The organism is Clostridium beijerinckii (genome assembly GCF_036699995.1).
Classification (GTDB): domain Bacteria; phylum Bacillota; class Clostridia; order Clostridiales; family Clostridiaceae; genus Clostridium; species Clostridium helianthi.
Genome location: NZ_CP144906.1, coordinates 3,549,641 through 3,570,424, shown reverse-complemented (window position 1 = coordinate 3,570,424; position 20,784 = coordinate 3,549,641). Strand labels below are relative to the sequence as shown.

The 20,784-nt window shown below is 30.0% G+C and carries 19 protein-coding genes and 1 pseudogene; 14 read left to right on the top strand and 6 right to left on the bottom strand.

What is annotated here, in order from left to right:
- Positions 1–44 precede the first annotated feature (44 nt).
- Positions 45–4,385, top strand: coding sequence for a DNA polymerase III subunit alpha (polC, locus tag PZA12_RS16390; RefSeq protein ID WP_103698875.1), 4,341 nt, complete (start codon positions 45–47; stop codon positions 4,383–4,385).
- Between the two features lie 1,533 nt (positions 4,386–5,918).
- On the opposite strand, the pseudogene PZA12_RS16385 reads toward polC, so the two are convergent.
- The 4 genes and pseudogenes from PZA12_RS16385 to PZA12_RS16370 form a co-directional block, all read right to left on the bottom strand.
- Positions 5,919–6,297: pseudogene (locus PZA12_RS16385) on the bottom strand (DUF4440 domain-containing protein).
- 51 nt (positions 6,298–6,348) lie between these two features.
- Positions 6,349–6,678: a hypothetical protein gene (locus PZA12_RS16380; RefSeq protein WP_103698874.1), complete on the bottom strand. Its 330-nt coding sequence runs from the start codon at positions 6,676–6,678 to the stop codon at positions 6,349–6,351.
- Between the two features lie 73 nt (positions 6,679–6,751).
- Positions 6,752–7,195, bottom strand: coding sequence for an ImmA/IrrE family metallo-endopeptidase (locus PZA12_RS16375; RefSeq protein WP_031275648.1), 444 nt, complete (start codon positions 7,193–7,195; stop codon positions 6,752–6,754).
- Positions 7,196–7,352: 157 nt separating this feature from the next.
- Positions 7,353–7,823, bottom strand: coding sequence for a helix-turn-helix domain-containing protein (locus PZA12_RS16370; protein ID WP_023973793.1), 471 nt, complete (start codon positions 7,821–7,823; stop codon positions 7,353–7,355).
- 217 nt (positions 7,824–8,040) lie between these two features.
- Between PZA12_RS16370 and PZA12_RS16365 the strand changes: the two genes are divergently transcribed.
- From PZA12_RS16365 to PZA12_RS16325, 9 genes are all read left to right on the top strand, one after another.
- A complete protein-coding gene (locus tag PZA12_RS16365) occupies positions 8,041–8,253 on the top strand; it encodes a hypothetical protein (RefSeq protein ID WP_023973792.1) in 213 nt (70 codons plus the stop codon).
- Positions 8,254–8,761: 508 nt separating this feature from the next.
- Positions 8,762–9,676, top strand: coding sequence for a YqaJ viral recombinase family protein (locus PZA12_RS16360; protein WP_103698873.1), 915 nt, complete (start codon positions 8,762–8,764; stop codon positions 9,674–9,676).
- 59 nt (positions 9,677–9,735) lie between these two features.
- Positions 9,736–10,506: a recombinase RecT gene (locus tag PZA12_RS16355; protein ID WP_103698872.1), complete on the top strand. Its 771-nt coding sequence runs from the start codon at positions 9,736–9,738 to the stop codon at positions 10,504–10,506.
- A gap of 257 nt (positions 10,507–10,763) precedes the next feature.
- Entirely contained in the window at positions 10,764–11,750 is a 987-nt protein-coding gene (locus PZA12_RS16350) for a phage replisome organizer N-terminal domain-containing protein (protein ID WP_103698871.1), read from the top strand.
- Positions 11,713–12,426: an ATP-binding protein gene (locus PZA12_RS16345; protein ID WP_206491003.1), complete on the top strand. Its 714-nt coding sequence runs from the start codon at positions 11,713–11,715 to the stop codon at positions 12,424–12,426. The genes PZA12_RS16350 and PZA12_RS16345 overlap by 38 nt, the downstream gene beginning before the upstream one ends.
- Before the next feature lie 145 nt (positions 12,427–12,571).
- Positions 12,572–12,748: a hypothetical protein gene (locus PZA12_RS16340; protein ID WP_181006025.1), complete on the top strand. Its 177-nt coding sequence runs from the start codon at positions 12,572–12,574 to the stop codon at positions 12,746–12,748.
- Positions 12,749–12,827: 79 nt separating this feature from the next.
- Positions 12,828–13,070 (top strand): AbrB/MazE/SpoVT family DNA-binding domain-containing protein, encoded by a 243-nt coding sequence (locus tag PZA12_RS16335; RefSeq protein WP_077831584.1) that lies wholly within the window; start codon positions 12,828–12,830, stop codon positions 13,068–13,070.
- A gap of 24 nt (positions 13,071–13,094) precedes the next feature.
- Positions 13,095–13,847 carry a phage antirepressor KilAC domain-containing protein gene (locus PZA12_RS16330; RefSeq protein WP_181006024.1) on the top strand — a complete coding sequence of 251 codons (753 nt, stop codon included), beginning with the start codon at positions 13,095–13,097 and terminating at the stop codon, positions 13,845–13,847.
- A 121-nt stretch (positions 13,848–13,968) separates the two neighbouring features.
- Positions 13,969–14,778: a hypothetical protein gene (locus PZA12_RS16325; protein WP_017212438.1), complete on the top strand. Its 810-nt coding sequence runs from the start codon at positions 13,969–13,971 to the stop codon at positions 14,776–14,778.
- A 148-nt stretch (positions 14,779–14,926) separates the two neighbouring features.
- Here PZA12_RS16325 and PZA12_RS16320 read toward each other — a convergent pair whose 3' ends face one another.
- Entirely contained in the window at positions 14,927–15,145 is a 219-nt protein-coding gene (locus PZA12_RS16320) for a DUF2922 domain-containing protein (RefSeq protein WP_012059376.1), read from the bottom strand.
- Between the two features lie 71 nt (positions 15,146–15,216).
- Complete coding sequence (locus tag PZA12_RS16315; RefSeq protein WP_103698870.1) at positions 15,217–15,441, bottom strand: DUF1659 domain-containing protein; 225 nt, start codon at positions 15,439–15,441, stop codon at positions 15,217–15,219.
- 770 nt (positions 15,442–16,211) lie between these two features.
- Between PZA12_RS16315 and PZA12_RS16310 the strand changes: the two genes are divergently transcribed.
- From PZA12_RS16310 to PZA12_RS16295, 4 genes are all read left to right on the top strand, one after another.
- Positions 16,212–17,009 (top strand): endonuclease NucS domain-containing protein, encoded by a 798-nt coding sequence (locus tag PZA12_RS16310; protein ID WP_103698869.1) that lies wholly within the window; start codon positions 16,212–16,214, stop codon positions 17,007–17,009.
- Positions 17,010–17,104: 95 nt separating this feature from the next.
- The gene (locus tag PZA12_RS16305; RefSeq protein WP_103698868.1) at positions 17,105–18,046 is read left to right on the top strand and encodes a hypothetical protein; all 942 of its coding nucleotides are present in this window, start codon (positions 17,105–17,107) and stop codon (positions 18,044–18,046) included.
- 96 nt (positions 18,047–18,142) lie between these two features.
- Complete coding sequence (locus tag PZA12_RS16300; protein WP_103698867.1) at positions 18,143–19,111, top strand: DUF2971 domain-containing protein; 969 nt, start codon at positions 18,143–18,145, stop codon at positions 19,109–19,111.
- 210 nt (positions 19,112–19,321) lie between these two features.
- Complete coding sequence (locus tag PZA12_RS16295; protein ID WP_103698866.1) at positions 19,322–20,698, top strand: hypothetical protein; 1,377 nt, start codon at positions 19,322–19,324, stop codon at positions 20,696–20,698.
- Positions 20,699–20,784 lie beyond the last annotated feature (86 nt).

Genomic DNA, 20,784 nt, shown 5'->3' with positions numbered 1-20,784 from the left:
ATAGTAGCATACTGAAAATTTTTTAGAAAAGGTTAATGAGTAGTATGAAGAGAATAAATGAAGCTTTTAGTGATTATGAATCCGCTGGCAGCATAAATACTGCTGTTATACAATCCGTAGTCTTGCGTAAGAAAACTAAAGTGCTGGAAATGGAAATTAGTTCAGATAATTATATTGAACTAGGGGAAATTGAAAGTTTCAATAGTTTCATAAAAGACAAATTCGGATTAAATGATTCTAAAATTATTGTAAAGTATAGTGACGAGGTCGAAATAAGGCCTATAGAAAAAGAATTGAAAAATATCGTATATTCCTTATCTACGAAGTATCCTGCATTAAAGGCAGCGGTTAATAATAGTGACTATGAAATAGAAGGAAATACTATAAATTTTAATTTTAAAATTCCTGTATCTGGTTTCTTAAAAACCATGGAATATGATAAGCAAATTAATAAAGCTATAAAGCATATGTACGGGAAACATTATAATATCAACTTTATTGACCAAATAGATAGCGAAGAATTAGTAAAAATTGCAGAAGATAAACGTGCTAATGAGATGAAAGTTATTAAAGAAATAAAAATTAACCAAAGCAATAATCCTCCTGAAGTACCTAAAGCTGAAGAAGGTAAGCCAGAGGTAAAAGCTGAGGGTGATGGCAAAAAGGCAAGTAATCCATTCTTGATTTTAGGAAGAAATGCTAATATTAAGGAAAACATAATTAAAATTAATGATATAACACCTGATGAAGGAAGAGTAGCTTTAGAGGGTGAAATATCTAATTTAGAAGCAAAAGAATTAAGAAGTGGAAAAATGTTAATTTCCTTTGACTTATATGATGGATCAAATTCAATGACCTGCAAGATTTTTGCAAAGCCTACTGAGTATGATGAAGTATTTTCTAGAATAAAAAAGGCTAAGGGGCTTAGACTTGCTGGAAATGCAGGATATAGTAATTTCTCTCATGAAGTTGAACTTATTGCTAACACTGTTATTGAAACAAATGGAATAAAGAAGTATAAGAGACAGGATAATTCTGAGGTTAAGAGAGTAGAGCTTCACATGCATACTCAAATGAGCCAGATGGATGCCATGTCTAGTGCTAGTGATTTAATTAAGAGAGCTATGAGCTGGGGAATGAAGTCTATTGCTATAACTGATCATGGAGTGGTTCAGTCATTTCCAGAAGCGCACAAATTGCTTGGAAGAGATAATCCAGATATGAAAGTCATATATGGAGTTGAAGCTTACCTTGCCCCTGATAAAAAGCCATCTGTAACAAATGTTAGGGAAGAAAGTATTGATACGGTATACTGTGTTCTTGATTTAGAAACTACAGGTTTTTCTCCTCAGACAGAAAAGATTACTGAAATAGGAGTAATGAAAATTAAGGATGGCAAGGTTATAGATAAGTTCAGTACTTTTGTAAACCCTCAAAAGTCAATTCCTATGAGAGTTGTAGAGGTTACAAAGATAACTGATGATATGGTAAAAAATGCAGAAACTATTGATAAAGTTTTCCCTAAATTGCTTGAATTTATTGAAGGAAGTGTTTTAGTTGCGCATAATGCGGACTTTGATATTGGATTTTTAAAGCATAATGCGAAAGTTTTAGGCTATGAGTTTGATTTTACCTATATAGATACTTTAGGATTAGCACAAGATGTATTCCCTGATTATAAATCTTATAAGCTAGGAAGAATTGCTAAGAATCTTGGAATAAAGGTTGAAGTTGCCCATAGAGCTTTAGATGATGTTGATACAACTGTTAAGGTATTTAACATAATGATTGAAAAGCTAAAAGAGAGAGGCGCACAAACACTATCAGATATAGATTTATATGCAGCTGATGAAGAAGCTAAGAAAGTGGCATATAAAAAGGTTAAAACTCACCATGCAATAATACTAGCAAAAAATTACGTGGGGTTAAAGAATTTATATAAATTGGTATCATATTCTCATTTAGATTATTTTTATAAAAAACCACGTATATTAAAGAGCATGTTTAAGAAATATTCTGAAGGTTTAATTATTGGAAGTGCTTGTAGTGAAGGGGAGTTATATCAAGCTATACTTCTTGGAAAACCAGAAGAACAAATTGAGGAAATTGCTAATTTCTATGATTACTTAGAAATTCAGCCTTTAGGTAATAATGATTACTTAGTAAGACAAGAGCAAGTTCCAAGTAAAGAATATTTAAAAGAAATTAATAAAAAGATTGTAGAACTTGCAGAAAGATTAGGAAAGCCTGTAGTGGCTACTGGAGATGTTCACTTCCTAGATCCTGAAGATGAAATATACAGACGTATATTAGAAGCAGGACAGGGATTTAAGGATGCAGATAATCAAGCACCATTATATTTAAGAACTACTGAAGAAATGCTCGATGAATTCTCTTATTTAGGAAGAACAAAAGCTTATGAGGTTGTAGTTACAAATACTAATATAGTAGCAGATATGTGTGAGCAAATAAGCCCAATTTCTCCTGAAAAATGTCCACCACATATAGAAGGCTGTGAGCAGACAATAAAAGATATCGCTTATGAAAAAGCCCATGAACTTTATGGAGATCCACTTCCAGAAATAGTTCAGGCAAGACTTGATAAAGAGCTGGATTCTATTATAAAAAATGGATTCTCAGTAATGTATATCATAGCTCAGAAGCTGGTATGGAAATCAAATGAAGATGGATACTTAGTAGGTTCCAGAGGATCTGTTGGTTCATCCTTCGTTGCAAATATGACTGGTATAACAGAAGTTAATGCGCTTCCGCCTCATTATAGATGTCCTAAGTGTAAGTATTCTGATTTTGAGGATTATGGAGTTCTAAACGGCTTTGACTTACCAGATAAAGAGTGTCCTGTTTGTGGAGAAAAGCTTCATAAGGATGGAATAGATATACCATTTGAAACATTCCTAGGCTTTAATGGAGATAAAGAACCAGATATAGATTTAAACTTCTCAGGAGAATATCAGGCAAAGGCCCATAGATATACAGAAGTTATCTTTGGAAAGGGAACAACATTTAAAGCAGGGACTATTGGTACTATAGCAGAAAAAACAGCATTTGGTTATGTTAAAAAATATTATGAAGAAAAAAATCTTCCAATAAACAAGGCTGAAACAATGAGAATTTCAGTAGGGTGTACTGGTATAAAGAGAACTACAGGACAGCATCCAGGTGGAATTATAGTTGTACCAAAGGGAAGAGAAATATTTGAATTCTGCCCTGTGCAGCATCCAGCTGATGACCCTAATTCTGATATTATAACAACACATTTTGATTATCACTCTATTGACCAAAATCTATTGAAGCTTGATATACTAGGGCACGATGACCCGACAGTTATAAGAATGCTTCAAGATATAACAGGGGTTGATCCACATGAGATTCCTATGGATGACAAGGATACTATGTCCTTATTCTTCTCAACAAAGGCTCTTGGGGTAACTCCACAGCAGATAAATTCAGAGGTTGGAACCTTTGGAATTCCTGAGTTTGGTACTAAGTTCGTAAGAGGAATGCTTGTAGATACAAAACCAAAAACTTTCTCAGATTTATTATGTATATCAGGACTTTCACATGGTACAGATGTATGGCTTGGAAATGCTAAGGACTTAATTGATAATGGAGTAATCACCAGCATAAGTGATGCGGTATGTACAAGAGATGATATCATGGTTTACTTAATTAGAAAAGGACTTCCACCTAATACCGCATTTAAAATAATGGAAACTGTTCGTAAAGGTAAAGCCTTAAAAGAACCTAAATTTCCAGAATATGAAGCTATGATGAGAGAACATGATGTGCCAGAATGGTATATAGAGTCTTGTAAAAAGATAAAATACATGTTCCCTAAAGCCCATGCAGCAGCTTATGTAATGATGGCATTTAGAATAGCATGGTTTAAAGTTCATATACCTCAGGCTTATTATGCAACATACTTTACTATAAGAGCAAAAGCATTTGATGCAGAATTTATGATCTTTGGAAAAGAAAAGGTTAAAGCAAAGATGCAGGAAATTCAGGCTCTTGGAAATGATGCTGGTCCTAAAGATAAGGATATGTATGATGACCTTGAAATAGTTTTAGAAATGTATGAAAGAGGATTTAAATTCCTTCCAATTGATTTATATAAATCTAGTGCTACAAAATTCCAGCTAGAAGAAGATGGAATAAGACCACCAATAAACAGTATAGCAGGTATGGGAAATGTAGCGGCAGAAGGTATAGCAAATGCTGCAAAGGAAAAGGAATTTAATTCAGTAGATGATGTAAAGAAACGTTCTAAGATTGGTAATGCTGCCATAGAGCTTCTTAGAAAATTTGATTGTTTAAATGGCCTTCCAGAAAGTGATCAAATGAGCTTCTTTGACGCAGTTTAGATTTATGACTATAGATAAACCAACTTCGAAACTGAACTTATGTGGTAACTTACCGAAATCATAAATATTTTGTTCCGAAAAACTATGAAAATATCGCTGAAAATCCTAAGTCGCAGGTTGCACCACTTCAGCATGCTCCCACTTTCAGTGTGACAAGCAAAAGTGGAACAACCTACAACTAAGAATTTTTAGCAGCTCATTTTCAAATGTTTTCTACACAAATATATTTATGATTTCTAGTGAAGATATTACCTCAAAGTTTTAGCAGGTTTGTAAATATGTTTATCCTATAGATTTAAATATTAATTTGGATATCATAGATAAACTAACTAAGATCTGAACTTATGCATATAACTCGCTAAAATAAGGATTATGCTGTTGTTTCAGTTTCTAAGGAAATTATGATGGATGATTTCTAAGATAACAAGTTGCATCCAAGATGCTAGCCTCAAAGGCAAGTTCTGAACTAGCACATTTGGAACAACTTCTAATGAAGAAATCTTACATCTTTATTCTCAATGCAATGCTACAAAAAAGAGTAATCTCTCTTTCTAGTATGATCTAAATTATAAGTAGAATTTAGATTTTTTAGTGAATTTGTACTTTGGCTTAGTTAGTGCTTTAAAATTTGAACTAGCACATTTGGAACAACTTATAGCCAAAGAATCACTTCCACCAAAATTGCCAATGAAACATTCCATATTATGACCCTTGTGGTTACAAAAGTATATCACTCATTTCTGGTTAGAGGATATTTCATAGTCTAAGTATAGTTTATGATTGGTTTATCTATAATTTATAGCCAATCGAAGTGGATAGTACTATTTTGTTTGTGTTACTAAGAGAATATATTGTGGATTTTTAACAATAGAAGTTGCATCCATGTATGCATGCTCCCAATAGTTATTGTGACAAACAATAATTGAACAACTTCTAATTAAGAAATTTTATATCTTTATTCTCAGTGCAATGCTACAAGAAAGAGTATTCTCTCTTTCTAGTATGGCTTAAGTTATAAGTGGAGTTTAGATTTTCTAGTGAATTTATATTTTTACTTAATTAGTATTTTAAAATTTGAACTTAAAAATTTATATAAAAAATAATGTGAAAAAAACACAGCCTAGTGATTAAATATATAGGCTGTGTTTTTTTGTTATATATTTGATGTTATTTTAGTTATATTATATTTAAGTAAAATAGATTATTTTCCATTATCTGTTGAGCCAACTTGATTGTTACCTTTATCACGATTATTCTTGCCTTTCATCTTATCAACATTGCTCTTGTCATTCTTATTTCTATTGTATTGAGAAGATCCCATTTTATATCACCACCTTACTTTTTATTTATTATTCGCGGAAAGAGTTTGTGATATTCATATTGAGGTTAGTTTTTGTAATTATATAAATGCAGTTATGATCAAATCTGGATTTTATAATAAATAGTCATTAGAGAACTAACATATATTTTGTAATAAACATTATATTAGAAAGCAAAAATATTTTTATCTCTGCTTTCTAATATAATGTTTATCTATATTATTTCAGATTTGGATGATAAAGTTCCTTGATGGAAAATCATTTTCCATTTACCATCGAAACATTTCCATATTGAGCTACGTAATGAATATTTTTTATTTTCGTCCAACTCATTGAGCTTTATTATTTTATACATTGCTAATATGCAATCATCGGCCAGTTCCTTTATTTTAAAATCTGAGATTTCTCCATATAATGTTTGAGGATTATTCTGTTCTTGAAATACATCACCATTTTTGTAATGATATTCACTTCCTGAGCTAGTAAACTCAATAAAGTCATCTCATGTCATTTATTTTATCAGCTGACTTTCTAACTTCTGATTTTAATAACTCCTGTTCTAATTGTAATATGTGATCTTTAATACTATTCATGCATTCACCTCATTTTATGATATGTATTTCAATATCAATCTGCATTTATTTTTATGGGCCACTATCGGTATTAATAAAAAATATTACGCCAATCCAGATGAATAATATTAAGCCCATAGCAAAAGAAATTACATTTACAAGAATAAATCTAATTCTTTGTTTTTTACTATCCAACCTAGCTGCTAAACTAAGTAAGAATACAGATAATATATAAATCGCAAATGAAATCAAAAATATTAAAATACTTTTAGTACTTGGATACTTAAAAATCGGAGTAAAATTAACTTTATGATTTATCATATCTAATATTAGCAAAATACTAAATCCATAGATCAATGAAATCAGCGAGCTGACTATACTCATAACATTTCTAAAAATCATTATTTATAACTCCTTAAGTAAATTTAGTGTAATACGTTAAAATAGAAATTGTTTTTCTTACAAATTTAAATTACTAATCAAAATTACAGATGCCTATTCTAAGATCTAATAAATACCTTGAAACGTTTAACTCACGAGCAACTTCATCTAATGTTTTTCCTATTAATATATCTTTAGATATAAATGGGATTTCAAATAAAGATGAAAATATATCAGCTTCTTTTTCAAATTTATTAACATTGAAGAAGGTCTTTGTTTTTAGATAAGTGCAGTTATATTTTTTATGAAGGATAGCATGTCCTAACTCGTGCTCACATGTTATTCTCTTACACTCAGGACTAAGATTTTGGTTTATAGTTATAATTCTATTTCTCATTACATATTGATAAATCCCGTTTATTTCAGGATGAAGATCTAGTTCTCTATATGTTATTTTTTCTAATTTACATAATTCATAAACATCTGTAGTGTTATATTTTTTAACTAATTTTGAAAATAATCCCTCGATAAAATGCAAAAAAGCCACCCCCGTAATAGTTACCATAGTAAAGTAGTACAAATACAGAAGGCTTAAAACGCATTCTGTACCTGCTTTGTAGTAATTCTAAAGTTATATATGCATAGGAATATCTATAATTTAACCAATATCTTAGATGAAAAGTTATCATTCTTATTTATTTCTTATATTTATTAGGTGTATATTTTTTATTTGCAATCTTTGCTTGACGTATTCCAGAAGATAAGGCTTCTATTAAACTTTCAATAGCTTCAGGTGACATAGGATTTCCTGAAAGCATGAGCCCTTCACCATTTAGTAAATCTTCTTTTAATGCTTCAATTCTTTTTGCAATGTCTCTTTCATCTTTTTTGGATAAAACAGTATTAGTTGCATCTGGAATTTCTACAGGTGTTTCGCCATCATTTATATAACCAGCAGCGGCCATAAGGTCAGCATAAGTGACACCATTGTGTGCAACAGAAGCAATTTTTTGTAATGTGCTAGGCGCTGGTGGACAAGAATTTTTATTGTTTATAATTCTTGATAACGTGCTAGAGCTTATTTTGCATTGACTAGCAAAGTTGTTTAAAGAAATATCACCTTGTGCTTCTTTTATTAAACTACTAAGTAATTCGGCATTAAACATATAATCAACTCCTTTAAGTAATAAGTGAGAGTCCAAATTTATTATTAACATCCAACGAACGGATGTGCGTACATATATTATATTAATTTTAAATAATTTATTGCGTAAATGCAATGATAAGTAAAAAAATAGTAAAAAAAGTGTTGCGTTTAAGAAACAGTGGGATTATAATATTGCGTGTAAGGAATATTGCGCAAGGAGAATGGGAGGTTAATATATGAATACAACAAAAGAATCAGTTAAAAAATTTGTTGATGAGCAGTTTGATGGTAACTTTAATAAATGTGCTCGCAATCTTGATTTAGCACCAAGTACCATATGGCGAATAGCAAATGGAAATGGTAAAGCAGGAATAAAGGTTATTACAAATATAATTAAGTATTGCGATGATAAAAAAATTAATTACAGAAAGTATATATTTTTAAGTTAACAGCTTATAACTATTAATTATTAAAGATAAAATGACATTAATTTTGATTAAAAGTCTATAATTATGTTTCTTGTTCGTTTTATATAGGAGCACATTTTGTAAGATGAAAAGTTGTTATTGTGCAATGCACCTTTTCATAGGTGAATTGATTCTAGTTACAGTATAGATGCTTTTTTTATAAGGTAAAAAGTTCCTGATTGTACTTTGCACTTTTTCAAAAGGTGGAAATGATTTTAGTTGCAGCATAGCTGCTTTTTTAAAAGGTGAATTGTTCTTGATCGTGCTTAGCACTTTTTTTAAAAGTGAATTGTTCTTGGTTGCGCTACGCGCTTTTTAAAAGGTGTTTAATTTTTTAAACTAAGTGTTGCACGGAACGAACGGTTGGCTGATTATAGTTATGTACAGTTTTCAAATTTTTAAACATGTAGATAAAAATAAAAGCATTAGACTTGATGATTTTAGTGGAAATTAATTTTAATTTAGAGTGTTTCATTGAGAGGTGAAGGGAATGGATAAATTACAATGGCTTAAGGAAAGGCAAAAGGGAATTGGAGGTTCTGATGTTGGAGCCATTATGGGAGTTAATAGGTGGAAAAGTCCTTTTGAAGTTTATGTGGACAAGACAGAAGAAATTAGAGAAGTGAAGGAGTCTAATGAATCATCTTACTTTGGAAATACCTTAGAGGAAGTCGTGGCAAGAGAATTTTCAATAAGGAGTGGCAAGAAGGTAAGGAAGGATAAAAGGCAGTTAGTTCATAAGACTCATGAATTTATGATGGGTAATATTGATAGAAGAATTGTTGGTGAAAATTCGCTGCTGGAATGCACAACGGTGAATGCCTTTAGAGCAAAGGAATGGGATGGTGAAGAAATTCCACCTAGTCACATACTTCAATGTCAGCATTATATGGAGGTCTTGGGTGCTGATACTTGTTATATAGCGGCATTAATAGGAGGACAAAGGTTTGTGTATAAAGAGATTAAGCGTGATGAGGAATTAATTTCTATGATAGTTGAAGCTGAAAAAGATTTTTGGATCAATCATGTTCAAAAAAGAATTCCACCAAAGCTTGATGGAAGTGAAGCAGCTAGTAAATATTTAAGCAAGACTTTTAAAAGTATAGATAAGACGTTAGAAGTTAACTTGAAGGAAGAGTATAAGGACAAGATAAATGAATATTTAAACATAAAAAATCAAATGAAGATTCTAGATGAATCTCTTAAAGTTATAGAAAACAATCTAAAAAATCAGCTTGGAAATGCTGAAAAAGGAATTGTGGAAAAGTTCCAAGTAATTTGGAAGGGAGTAACTTCAAATAGGATAGATAGTAAGGTTTTAAAAGAAAAATATCCTGAGATTTATAAAGAAGTTTGCAAACAGTCTATGAGCAGAAGATTTGAAATTAAGGAGATTTCTAGTTAGTTAATGATAAAACATATTAAACTAATTATTTATCTAAATAAAGAGAGGGTGTTGTGTTTATGGCAACTAATAGCAGTTTAAAAAATCAATTGATTGAAAAAGAACAAAGCACAGTAAATGTTCAAGAAACTATATTCAAAAATTTAATAAATAGTGATGAGATAAAGTCAAAGTTTACAGAAGTTTTAAAAGATAAAGCTTTTGAGTATATAAATTCAATAATAAATTTAGTTAAGGAAACTCCTACACCTAACGCCTTAGGAGCAAGCGATTCATACAAAAGCGCAGACTTGGGTTCTCTGTTTATTGAATGTGAACCTAGATCAATAATTGATGCATGTATGATTGCAGCTTCCTTAGATTTATCTATCGATAAAAATTTGGAGTATGTCTGGATTATTCCTTATAAGAAGAAAGCAAATTTTCAGCTTGGATATAAGGGATATATTCAATTATTACTTAGAACAGGGGAGTATAAAGCTATAAATGTAATTGAAGTTTACGAAGGGCAGCTAAAATCATGGAATCCATTAACTGAAGAATTTAGTATAGATGTTTCAGCTAAAAAGTCAGATGCAGTTATAGGGTATGCAGGATATTTTGAGATGGTAAATGGCTTTAGAAAATATGTTTATTGGAGCAAAGAGAATATGGATTCGTTTAGGAATAATTCCTTTAATGGAGATCCAAGATGGAATAATGATTATAAGGCTATGGCTAAAAGAACAGTAATGAGAAATATGCTTTCAAAATGGGGAAGGTTAAGTGCTGAAATGCAAAGGGCTTATTTAGAAGACATTAATACAGATAAATTTATTAATGGAAATTAAATTATTGAGAGGTTTACAGTTTGGATTTAAAAATACTTAGAGTATATATAAAGTAAAAATTTTCATGTTAAATTTTATATTTAAGATGAATTTAGTTGAACTTATCTGGGGTCGTGCCGTTCGTAGCTCCAATCAGAATATATGGGAGTATTAGAACGGCTAGACATCAGATAGATGTGTGTATTTCCATGGAATCAATACCATTAAGGATGGAATCAAAAAATTTAGACTATTTCTTTTAGAGGAGCGTGAGAAACATGTCAGATATTAAATGGATTAAGTTATCTACTAACATGCATGATGATGAAAAGATGAAATTAGTGGATGCAATGCCAGAGAGAGATACTATTCATTATTTATGGATAAGATTACTTATACAAGCTGGCAAAACTAATGCTAATGGACTTATATATCTAAATGAGAATATCCCATATACTGATGAAATGTTATCTACAATATTCTCAAGGCCTCTAGCGTCTATAAGACTTGCACTTAAAGTATTATCAGATTTTCAAATGATTGAGATAGCTGAAAATAACGTAATCAGAATAGTGAATTGGGAAAGACACCAAAATGTTGAGGGAATGGACAGAGTTAGAGATCAAAATAGAAAAAGAGTTCAAAACCACAGAGAAAAGAAAAAACAACTTGAAGCTGTAGTTAATGGAAGTGAAGAAACTAGTGTTGAAATTGAAGAACATAGCTCTGCTGAAAGTAAAGAATATAGCATTGAAGTTACAAATGATATTTGTGACATTACAAAAAAATCTTGTAACGTTACAGATGATAAAAGTAACGTTACTGTAACGGTGCAGAATAAGAGAGAGAATAAGAACAAGATTAAGAATGAGAATAATAAAGATAGAGAGATAAAGAAAGAAGATGATATAAATTCTAAATCTATTGAACTTGCTAAGTATTGTGAACTAATAACTGGAATACCTAATGTTCTTAATTTAGGTGCACTTAAGTTAGCTATAGGGGTGCATGGTCAAGAATATGTAAAGATGGCTATAGATATAGCATTAAAAGCTAATAAACCTAATATGACTTACATTGAAGGCATACTGAAAAATTGGAGAAGAGAAGGATATCCAGATGACAAGGAGGTAAAGAAAAATGTCAATAGAAGCTATGGAAAGAATAGTAACCCAGATAAAAACAAATTTGCAGGATTCAAACCAAAGGAGCCACGAAGCCTTACAGATGAGCAGCGAAAAAAAGCTGAAAAAAGCCTCATATAAGTGTGATAAATGCTGTGATACTGGGTGGGTACTTATTCCACAAGAAAATAGGCAGCCCCTTGCAGTTAGCTGTGAGTGTAGAGAAATTGAGAAGGTAAAAAATGAATGGAAGCATTCAGGAATTAATGTTGAAATGACAAAGCATACTTTTGCTAATTTTAAGGTGTGGAATAGAGCTTCTCAAAGAGCAAAGGATACATCAGCAGCTTATTGCACTGATTTTGATGAAATTAGAAGTAGCAGAAGAAATAGCATTCTACTTTGTGGTCAGGTAGGCAGTGGCAAAACTCATCTCAGTGTTGCCATTGGATTAAATTTGTTAAAGCAGAAGATTAAAGTTGTGTACATGCCTTATAGAGATGTAATTACTAAGATAAAACAAAACATCCTTGACCAAGAATATTATGTTAAGACTATCTCAAAGTATAAGCTATGTGAGGTTTTACTCATTGATGATCTCTTTAAGGGTAAAATCAATGAAAGTGATATAAATATAGTCTTTGAAATCATTAATTATAGATATTTAAATTTTCTGCCAATCATAGTTAGCAGTGAATTTAGCATCGAAAGATTACTAAATTTTGATGAAGCTGTTGGCTCAAGAATTTATGAGATGAGTAAGGACTATGTGGTGGAAATTGAGAAAGACATACACAATAACTATAGATTAAAATAAGTTCAAATGCGCAACAACTATAGATTAAAGCAAATTCACCAAATAATAATTTTAGATTAAGATAAATTCAATACGCAGCAATTATTGGGTTAAATAGGTCAAAATTTTGACTAGAAATTAAGAAAATTTAAGGAGTATTTAGGATATGGATAAAAAAGCTATTGAGGAAATTATCAATGAAAATATAAAGCTTACTGGAGAAAATATTAAACTAGGTTATGAAAATCTAATTTTAGAAAAGAAAATAAAGATATTAGAAGAAAAGACAAGAGTAATTCAAGGCAAGAAATCATCTCAATATATTGTGGTTATGATGGCTTAGTAAATATATAAAACTTGAGATATATAAGAAATGATTTAAGCATATAAAAGAAAATAATTTTGTAGAGGGGAATGTAAAAATGAAAGCATCGGGAATAGTAAGGAAGCTTGATCCACTTGGAAGGATTGTAATACCAAAAGAAATAAGAAAGGTACTTGGAATTAATGATGGCGATTCTATGGAAATAATTAAGGTTGATAATGAGGTAGTTGTTAGGAAATACAGTAAAGGCTGCATCTTTTGTGGAAATGATAAAGGTATTTCAAAGTTTAGAGATGCACTTGTCTGTGATGAGTGCAAAAAGGCATTAGGTCAAGATTAAATCTATAAAAAGGAGATAAACAAAATGGAGAGTTTACGAATTTTTAAAGATGAAAGATTTGGAGAAATAAGATGGTTAAAAATTAATAACAAAGATTATGCTGTTGGGATTGATATAGCAAAAGCTTTGGGATATAAAAACCCAAGAGATGCAATTTTAAGGCATTGCAAGGGTGTCGTGAAACACGACATAGGGGTAGTTACGGGAAAGAGGAAAGATGGAACAGATGTTATTCAAAATATAGAAATGAGTGTAATTCCTGAAGGGGATATTTACAGGTTAGCAGCCAAATCAGAATTGCCTGGAGCAGAGAAATTTGAAGCATGGATCTTTGATGAGGTATTGCCTAGCATACGGAAAACAGGAATGTATGCTACAGATGAATTATTAGATAATCCAGATTTACTTATTGCAGCAGCTACTAAGTTAAAAGAAGAGAGAAAAGCAAGGCTGGAAGCTGAAAATAAGGTAAAGTTATTAGAGCCTAAAGGAGAATTTTATGACGATGTCGCAGGGTCTAAAGATAGCATTGAAGTGGGACATGTTGCAAAGGTTCTTGCTATAAGAGGAATGGGAAGAAATAATTTATTCTCACTCTTAAGAGAAAAGAAAGTTTTGGATAAAAACAATATTCCGTATCAACAGTTTGTAGACTTAGGATATTTTAGAGTATTGGAGCAGAAATACACAGTACCTAGTGGTGAAACAAAGATAAATATTAAAACAATGGTATTTCAAAAGGGGATAGAGTTTATAAGAAGAAAAATTGGGGAGTAATAAACTAAATATATTTATTTGCTAAAACAAAAGTTTAATTTAAGAAAGTAATATAAAAGTTTAAATATAGATACCATTAGATTATAATAAAAACATAGACAATATAGTAAGGAGCGTGAATATGAAAGGCATAAATTATGAAGATATGATAATGAAACGAGCTATGGATGTTTTTGCAGAAGAAGGTTTAAAGTTTTTTGGAATAGAAAAGAAAGTAAAAGAAGTAAGTCCTACTGAAATAGTAGTGTTGGAAGCAAAAAATATGTTTATGGATTATACTTTCTTAATGGAGGATGATACCTATGTACATCTAGAGTTTCAAACTACAGATAAGGGAATATCAGATTTAAGAAGATTCAAAGCTTATGAATCATTATTTGAACTTCAAATGAATAAAGACATAGTTACTTATGTTGTGTATTCTGGAAACATAAAAAATCCATTAGGCTCTTATAAAAGTGGAATAAATACTTATAATGTTAAAGCAATATCGATGGCTAACTGGGATGGAGATAAAGTATTTAATCAAATAGCAAGCAAGATTAGAAATAATGAAAAAATAGAGAAGAAAGATTTGATTGCATTGACATTCACGCCTATAATGGGCGGAGCATTAAGTAGAAGTGATAAAATATTAAACGCAATAAAGATAGTTAAGGATATAGATAGTGCTTTTAGATATGACATTGAATCAATGTTGTATGCTTTTGCAAGTAAATTCTTGAAGGGTAAAGAATTGGAAGAGGTGAAGGAGGAGTTAAAAATGACTGAATTAGGTAAGATCATAAAAGATGAAGGTAAAAAAGAAAAGGCTATAGAAACAGCAAAGATTGCTATACAAAAGGGCATGGATGATGAAACTATTAGAGATTTAACAGGATTAAAGATTGAAGAAATAGATCTGATTAGGCAGGTTTTAAGCCAAAATTAAATGCACCATTTACTAACATATTTAATAAAAATAGAAGCTCGCCATATAAGTGATATGCTCAATTTATAGTAGACAGTTAAAAGAATAAAACTGCTTCTATAAAGGGAGCATATCGAAGAATGGTAAGCTTCTATAATTTTACCTAAAACTAAGCTACTTCATATTTAGTAACTTGTCTTTGAGTAACCTGAGCACCGGATTTCTTAACTAGATCTCCAGCCTTAGTTTTAAAAACATTTTTTGAAATTATAGTGTCCATAAGTGCGTTAACTTCATCTTTTGTAAGAGTAGTTTTAACACCAGAAACACTTAAAGTGCTTTTTTCACCAGCAGAAGTTAAAAAAGTCATAGCTAAAGTATATTCCATTTAATTTCCCCCCAATCTTTAAAATTTACTTAAGTGAACGAATGTGAGTAGAGTTTCCTAAAAAAGTGATCCTAAGCATTTGCTAAACTAGAAGATTCATTAATAAAGTAATCTCTAGTGTTAGCTTCTAAAACACCTTTAATTGCATCTGCAATAGCATAGACATTTTCAGGTGTAGCATCTGTTTTAATACCTGAGAAAGTTTTCTTGGTATAAATTGGATCGCCGGCCTTGTCTAGACCTTTTTGAACCTCAATACTTAGAGAAACAGAGTCAATAGTTTTAGTTACAGCCATGTTTCATTACCTCCTTTACTTTGTTTTCATAAAGGATATATGGATAAATTTCAGTTATTACATAAGTAGATGAAAATTATTTATGGATATCCAAATTTATAATTAGACTTTGTGATAACTTTACCGAAATCATAAATATTTTGATTCCGAAAAGCTATGAAAATATCGCTGAAGGTTCTAAGCAGAAGGTTGTAGCCACTTTAGCATGCTTCAACTTTCAGTTTAACAAGCTAAAATGGAACAACCTACAGCTAAGAACCTTTAACAGCTCATTTTCAAATGTTTTCTTCACAAATATATTTATGATTTCTAGTGAAGATACAAACTTAAAGTTTTAGCAACCTTGTAAATATGTTCATCTAATAAGTCTAATTCTTAATTGATTTATCTATATTTGTAAAATGGTATTGGGATTCAGTAGCGGCAGTTAGTTACATAGTAGGGATAATAAAATATGCTAAAAAATGTTGAGTCTTAATGAAGAATTAGAGAAAATAAAGATTAGCAATATGAGTTAGAAAGAAATATTTAAGAGATTTATAATGTGTTAGCATAAACAAATTTTGTCATATTTATCTTTTATGCAATTAGATAATTATTCCATGTATGAAAAAAATATATTATAATGGGTTATATAGTATTATGGATAATGATAAGATTGTATTCTTATTATGTCTATAATGGGAAGTTGAAAAAATTATTGTTTATTTCATGAGTTTTGGGAATATAGAGTTTATACATTATCAAATAAAAATATTGGAGATAATAAAATGGAATTAATAAAAGTTAATTTAAAAGAAGTTCAAGAACTCGAACCTTTAGTTATAAACACTTTAAAAGAAATTGAAGAGGGATTAAGATTATTAAAAAACCAACTTAGTATAGGAGGTGCAGGAAGACCAGATATTCTAGCTGTCGATCCAAATGGAACATTAGTTATCTTAGAATTAAAAAGTGTTACAGCTGACCCTTATGCTATTTCGCAGGTTGTACGATATTATGAATGGGCTGTTCAAAATCTTGCATTAATTGCAAGACCTTATCCAGAAATTAAACCAGATAAAGGTGTACGTCTCTTTCTTGTTGCACCCGAATTTAGCGAAGAAACAATTAGAATAGGTAGTTATCTAAACTTAGATTTATCATTAATTAAATATACTGCTATAAAAGATAAAAAAACTAATGACATTGGAATACTATATGAAGAACTTCAGAGACCTCCGATAGAAGAGCTAGAAGTTAAACTTCGCTCAATAGAAGATATTATAACTTATTTCTCTGATAATAAACTAGCGGAGGAATTTAGAAAAGTGTTAGAATATCTTAGTCAAAAAGGTGTAGTAATTTCTACATACAATGGAGGTAAAGATTTTTGGATAGAATGTTCAACTGAGGATGAATTTATAGCATATTTCCAACCAAGAAAAAGATATTTTAATTGTCAAATATATAATGAAGATCTTGAAAAATTTATATGGCCTCCAATAAGGTTAACTTCATTTGATGAATGGAATGAAAAATGTGAAGCGTATATATCAAAGTATATCGTTGAGAAAGACGATGTATAAACTAAGGATATTTTAATTGAATTATGGGGAATTTGGAGCAAATAGCAATAGTTAAATTTAATAATAGAGGGAAATATATGATAGGAGATATGTAAATGTGCAAGAAGGAACGAAAACCAATTGGTCCTCGTCAGAAAAAAAGACTGCTTGAAAAAAATGCTTATGTATGTTGTGTTTGCAAATCAAAGGGAATAGGACTTAATTTTCATCATTTAGATGAAGATCCATCTAATAATAGTGATGATAATATTGCTGTGTTGTGTGTTAAAGAACATGATAATCATCATAGACCTAATGCATATTCAAATGTAAAGCATTTAGATTTATCAACTGAAGAAATTAGAAAAAAGAAAGAAAGTTGGGAAAGTTTCGTTAATGAAGCAAAAAAAGATAATCCGACTGTGTTAGCAGTTGTAACAGCTTATGGAACAGTAGATAATATCTTAGGAACAAAATTAGTGTTTCAGTGGGTTAATGGAAAAATAGAATTTGAAAGAGTATATCAATTATTAGATGCGCCAATGGATGTGTGGGCAGATAAAATAATTGAAGAAATAATATGGGTAGGAAAGAATATAAAATTAGTATTAATTAATGAACCAGTTCCAATTGAATATTGTGATAACTGTAATGGTGGTGCACTAAGTAGAATACTTGATGAAAATATGGCTATAAAAGAAACCGCTGTTGACTGGGACAAGGAGTCTCTGTGCACAATTTATATAAATCCGAAACAGTCATCATTAGCATATACTATTTTTTATAAGAATGATGTCATTTATCAGGCAAGTATTCATAAATGCGGTGATGAACTTCATTTTATAGATGATAAGCGGGATATAAGATGTTCATTGCTTACATATAAAGTGAGAACTCAAGTGGTAAAATTTTTAAAGGATAGACTTAAAGAATGGGATATAAAGAGTGCAATTATAGGAACAGGTAATCCTGATGATCCTGATATAATAAACAATTTAACATTGCCATCAGTATGGGAGAATTGGAGTAAGAAAAATAAAAAAAGGATTGCATATTGATTAAGTTTGGACTCATATAACTTCTAATTTTTGTCTAACCATTAGGCTAATAATTGAAAGTTTATATGATTTTTGAAGAGAAGGAGAGGAATAGTAATGGCTAGATTAGAATCAATATATCACTATTGTAGTGCAGATACTTTTATGTCAATAATCCAAAATAAAACATTACGATTATCAGATTTAAATAAGACAAATGATTACATGGAAAAGAGATGGGCTAATAAGTTTATTGTATCCTTGCTGCAAGAAAAGTTAAATGAATATGGTATAGATATGAAATTAGAAGAAGATTATTGGTATGACGAGGAATCTAATAGTCATTTACAATATTATAAAAAAGAAGTTGAACGAGTATTATATGATGAAAGTCCTGTATTGATTACATGCTTTTCAGAAGGAAAGGATATATTAAGTCAGTGGAGAGCTTATGGACAAGATGGAACAGGTGTTACAATTGGTTTTAATTACAAAGTTATTAATCTCTTAAATGACAAGAAAGATATGGTTGTTAAAAATGTCATATATAAGGAAAATAAGCAAAAAGAGAAATTAGGTCAATTAATAGAATCTGTAATTATTTATATTCAAAATATGTTTGAAGAAGATAATGTTAGAATATCGGATGACTTTAATGTGTATTTTAAAGAAGAATTTGATGCTTTTTGTGAAGTGTTAGTAGATTATATTGGAGAAATAAGCTGTATAATTAAAAATCCTGCTTTCTCAGAAGAAAAAGAAGTTAGAATAATATATAACCCAAAGTTACCCAATAGAGAAATATTAGGAGATATCCAACTAAATGAGGCAAAGGATTATTTTGAAAAGATAAAAGAAATAGATGAGTATAAAATAAAACCTCTTAAATTTAATTATAGAAATAATCAATTAGTTGCATATTGTGATATTGATTTTAGTGGATTAATTGATAAACCAATAATAAATGAAATTACTATTGGACCTAAGTCTCAATTAAAAGAAAGCGATATTTATTATTTTTTGTTAGCTAATGGGTTTGATGCTAATAATATAAGTATAACTAAATCAGAGGCAACTTATAGATAATAATTAATCTCATAATATATAAGTTTTTTTAGCTGTATAGGAGGTATTAAAAGCTATTAATTAGGATTTATAGAGTATCCAAATAAGTTTTTGAAAATATAGAGAGAAAAAATTAAATTTCTAATATTTTATATTTTGTTGAAAAGCATAATGTAGTTAGAAAAATAAAAAAGCACCTGATGGATTAAAAACACAAATGGAGTTGGTAAGATGTCAAATTTATTATATGATTTTTTAGTTTCAAGTGAACTATTTAATGATAATTATATTGAAGAGGAATATAGTAAATTATCAGATAAAGATTTAATAAAAATATTAACAGATTATAGAGAGTATGTTCTTAATTGTAAGGAACTCAAAGAAGAATTAATTAATCAAGACAGCAAACTAAGTATTCAAATGGAATCTTTTAATAAATTTCTTCCTAATGAAGAATTATTGAAACAATTAGCATTTTACATGGATAAAATTATTATAAATGACCCAATATTTCAAATGACAAATTTAAAAAATGAACAATCTAAGGTTATGAATAATTATCTTGGATTAAAAGAGCAAAAGGTTATTGATAGAAAAGCATTAGTAGAAAAAATAAATTATATGAAGAAACTAACTCCAATGGTTGTAGGTAGATATGTAAAATTTAGGCCTATGAGTTATTTTCATGAACCGCCTAAAGAAATTCCGATATGCTATTCAGATAATTATTTTAGCGATACATTACCTAAGAATGTATTGGAGTGGTTCAAAAAATATGTTAAAGTACATAATTTGGAACAAGATGGAGATAGCTTGATTTGTAAGTTTAATGAAAAATTAAAGCTAGGAAGAAGAATTATGATTGAGTTTGAAGGACATGCTGATTCAATGAGTAATATGTATTTTTTATTTGAAACTAAGATTTTAGAATATAATGAAAAAACAGGAAGAGCCAAAATGGCATATAGATTACCTGATACCTTACCAAGTGAAGAAGAGTTTAATGCATGGGTAAATCAATCAATTAACAGAACGGCAGGTGGTTTTTATAATTCAGTATTTAAGGAAGTATATAATGCATCATTGATAGGAAGTTCATATTTTACTACATCTTCATTTATAGCTGAATTGCTAAATAGAGATATTGGTAATGTTAATTCTTTTGAGCAGGATATTTTCAACTTGGCTTTAAACCTGAATTTACCTATCATTAATAAGGCGGATATAAATAATATAATGAATATTCGAGAAAATGATGGAGAAGCTTTTTTAAATTTTAGAATTGAATTAAGAAAAAGATTAAAGGAACTTAGAGGTATTAAGGATAAAACTGAGCTAAAATATAAATTAGAAAATATAGAACAAGAAATGAATGAAGTTCAAGTTCATGAAGTTGATAATAAGTTTAAACAATTAAAAAGAAATATAGGTTCGGATTTGATTATTGGAGCTGCAAGTTTGGCAACAACAATTCAAAGCGGAGGATTAAGTTTATTGGGAGCAGCCGGCGCAATCGCAAAAGGATACAAAGATTATTCAGATTATGTTTCAAAAGCTAAAGACAATCCAGGTTATTTTCTTTGGAAGATACAAAGGGGGAATAAATAAGAATTTCGATATAAGAATGTGTAAAAAAGTGTTCTTATGTTTATTAATTTCAGCATAAATGAGCATATTGATTTAATATCATCGTG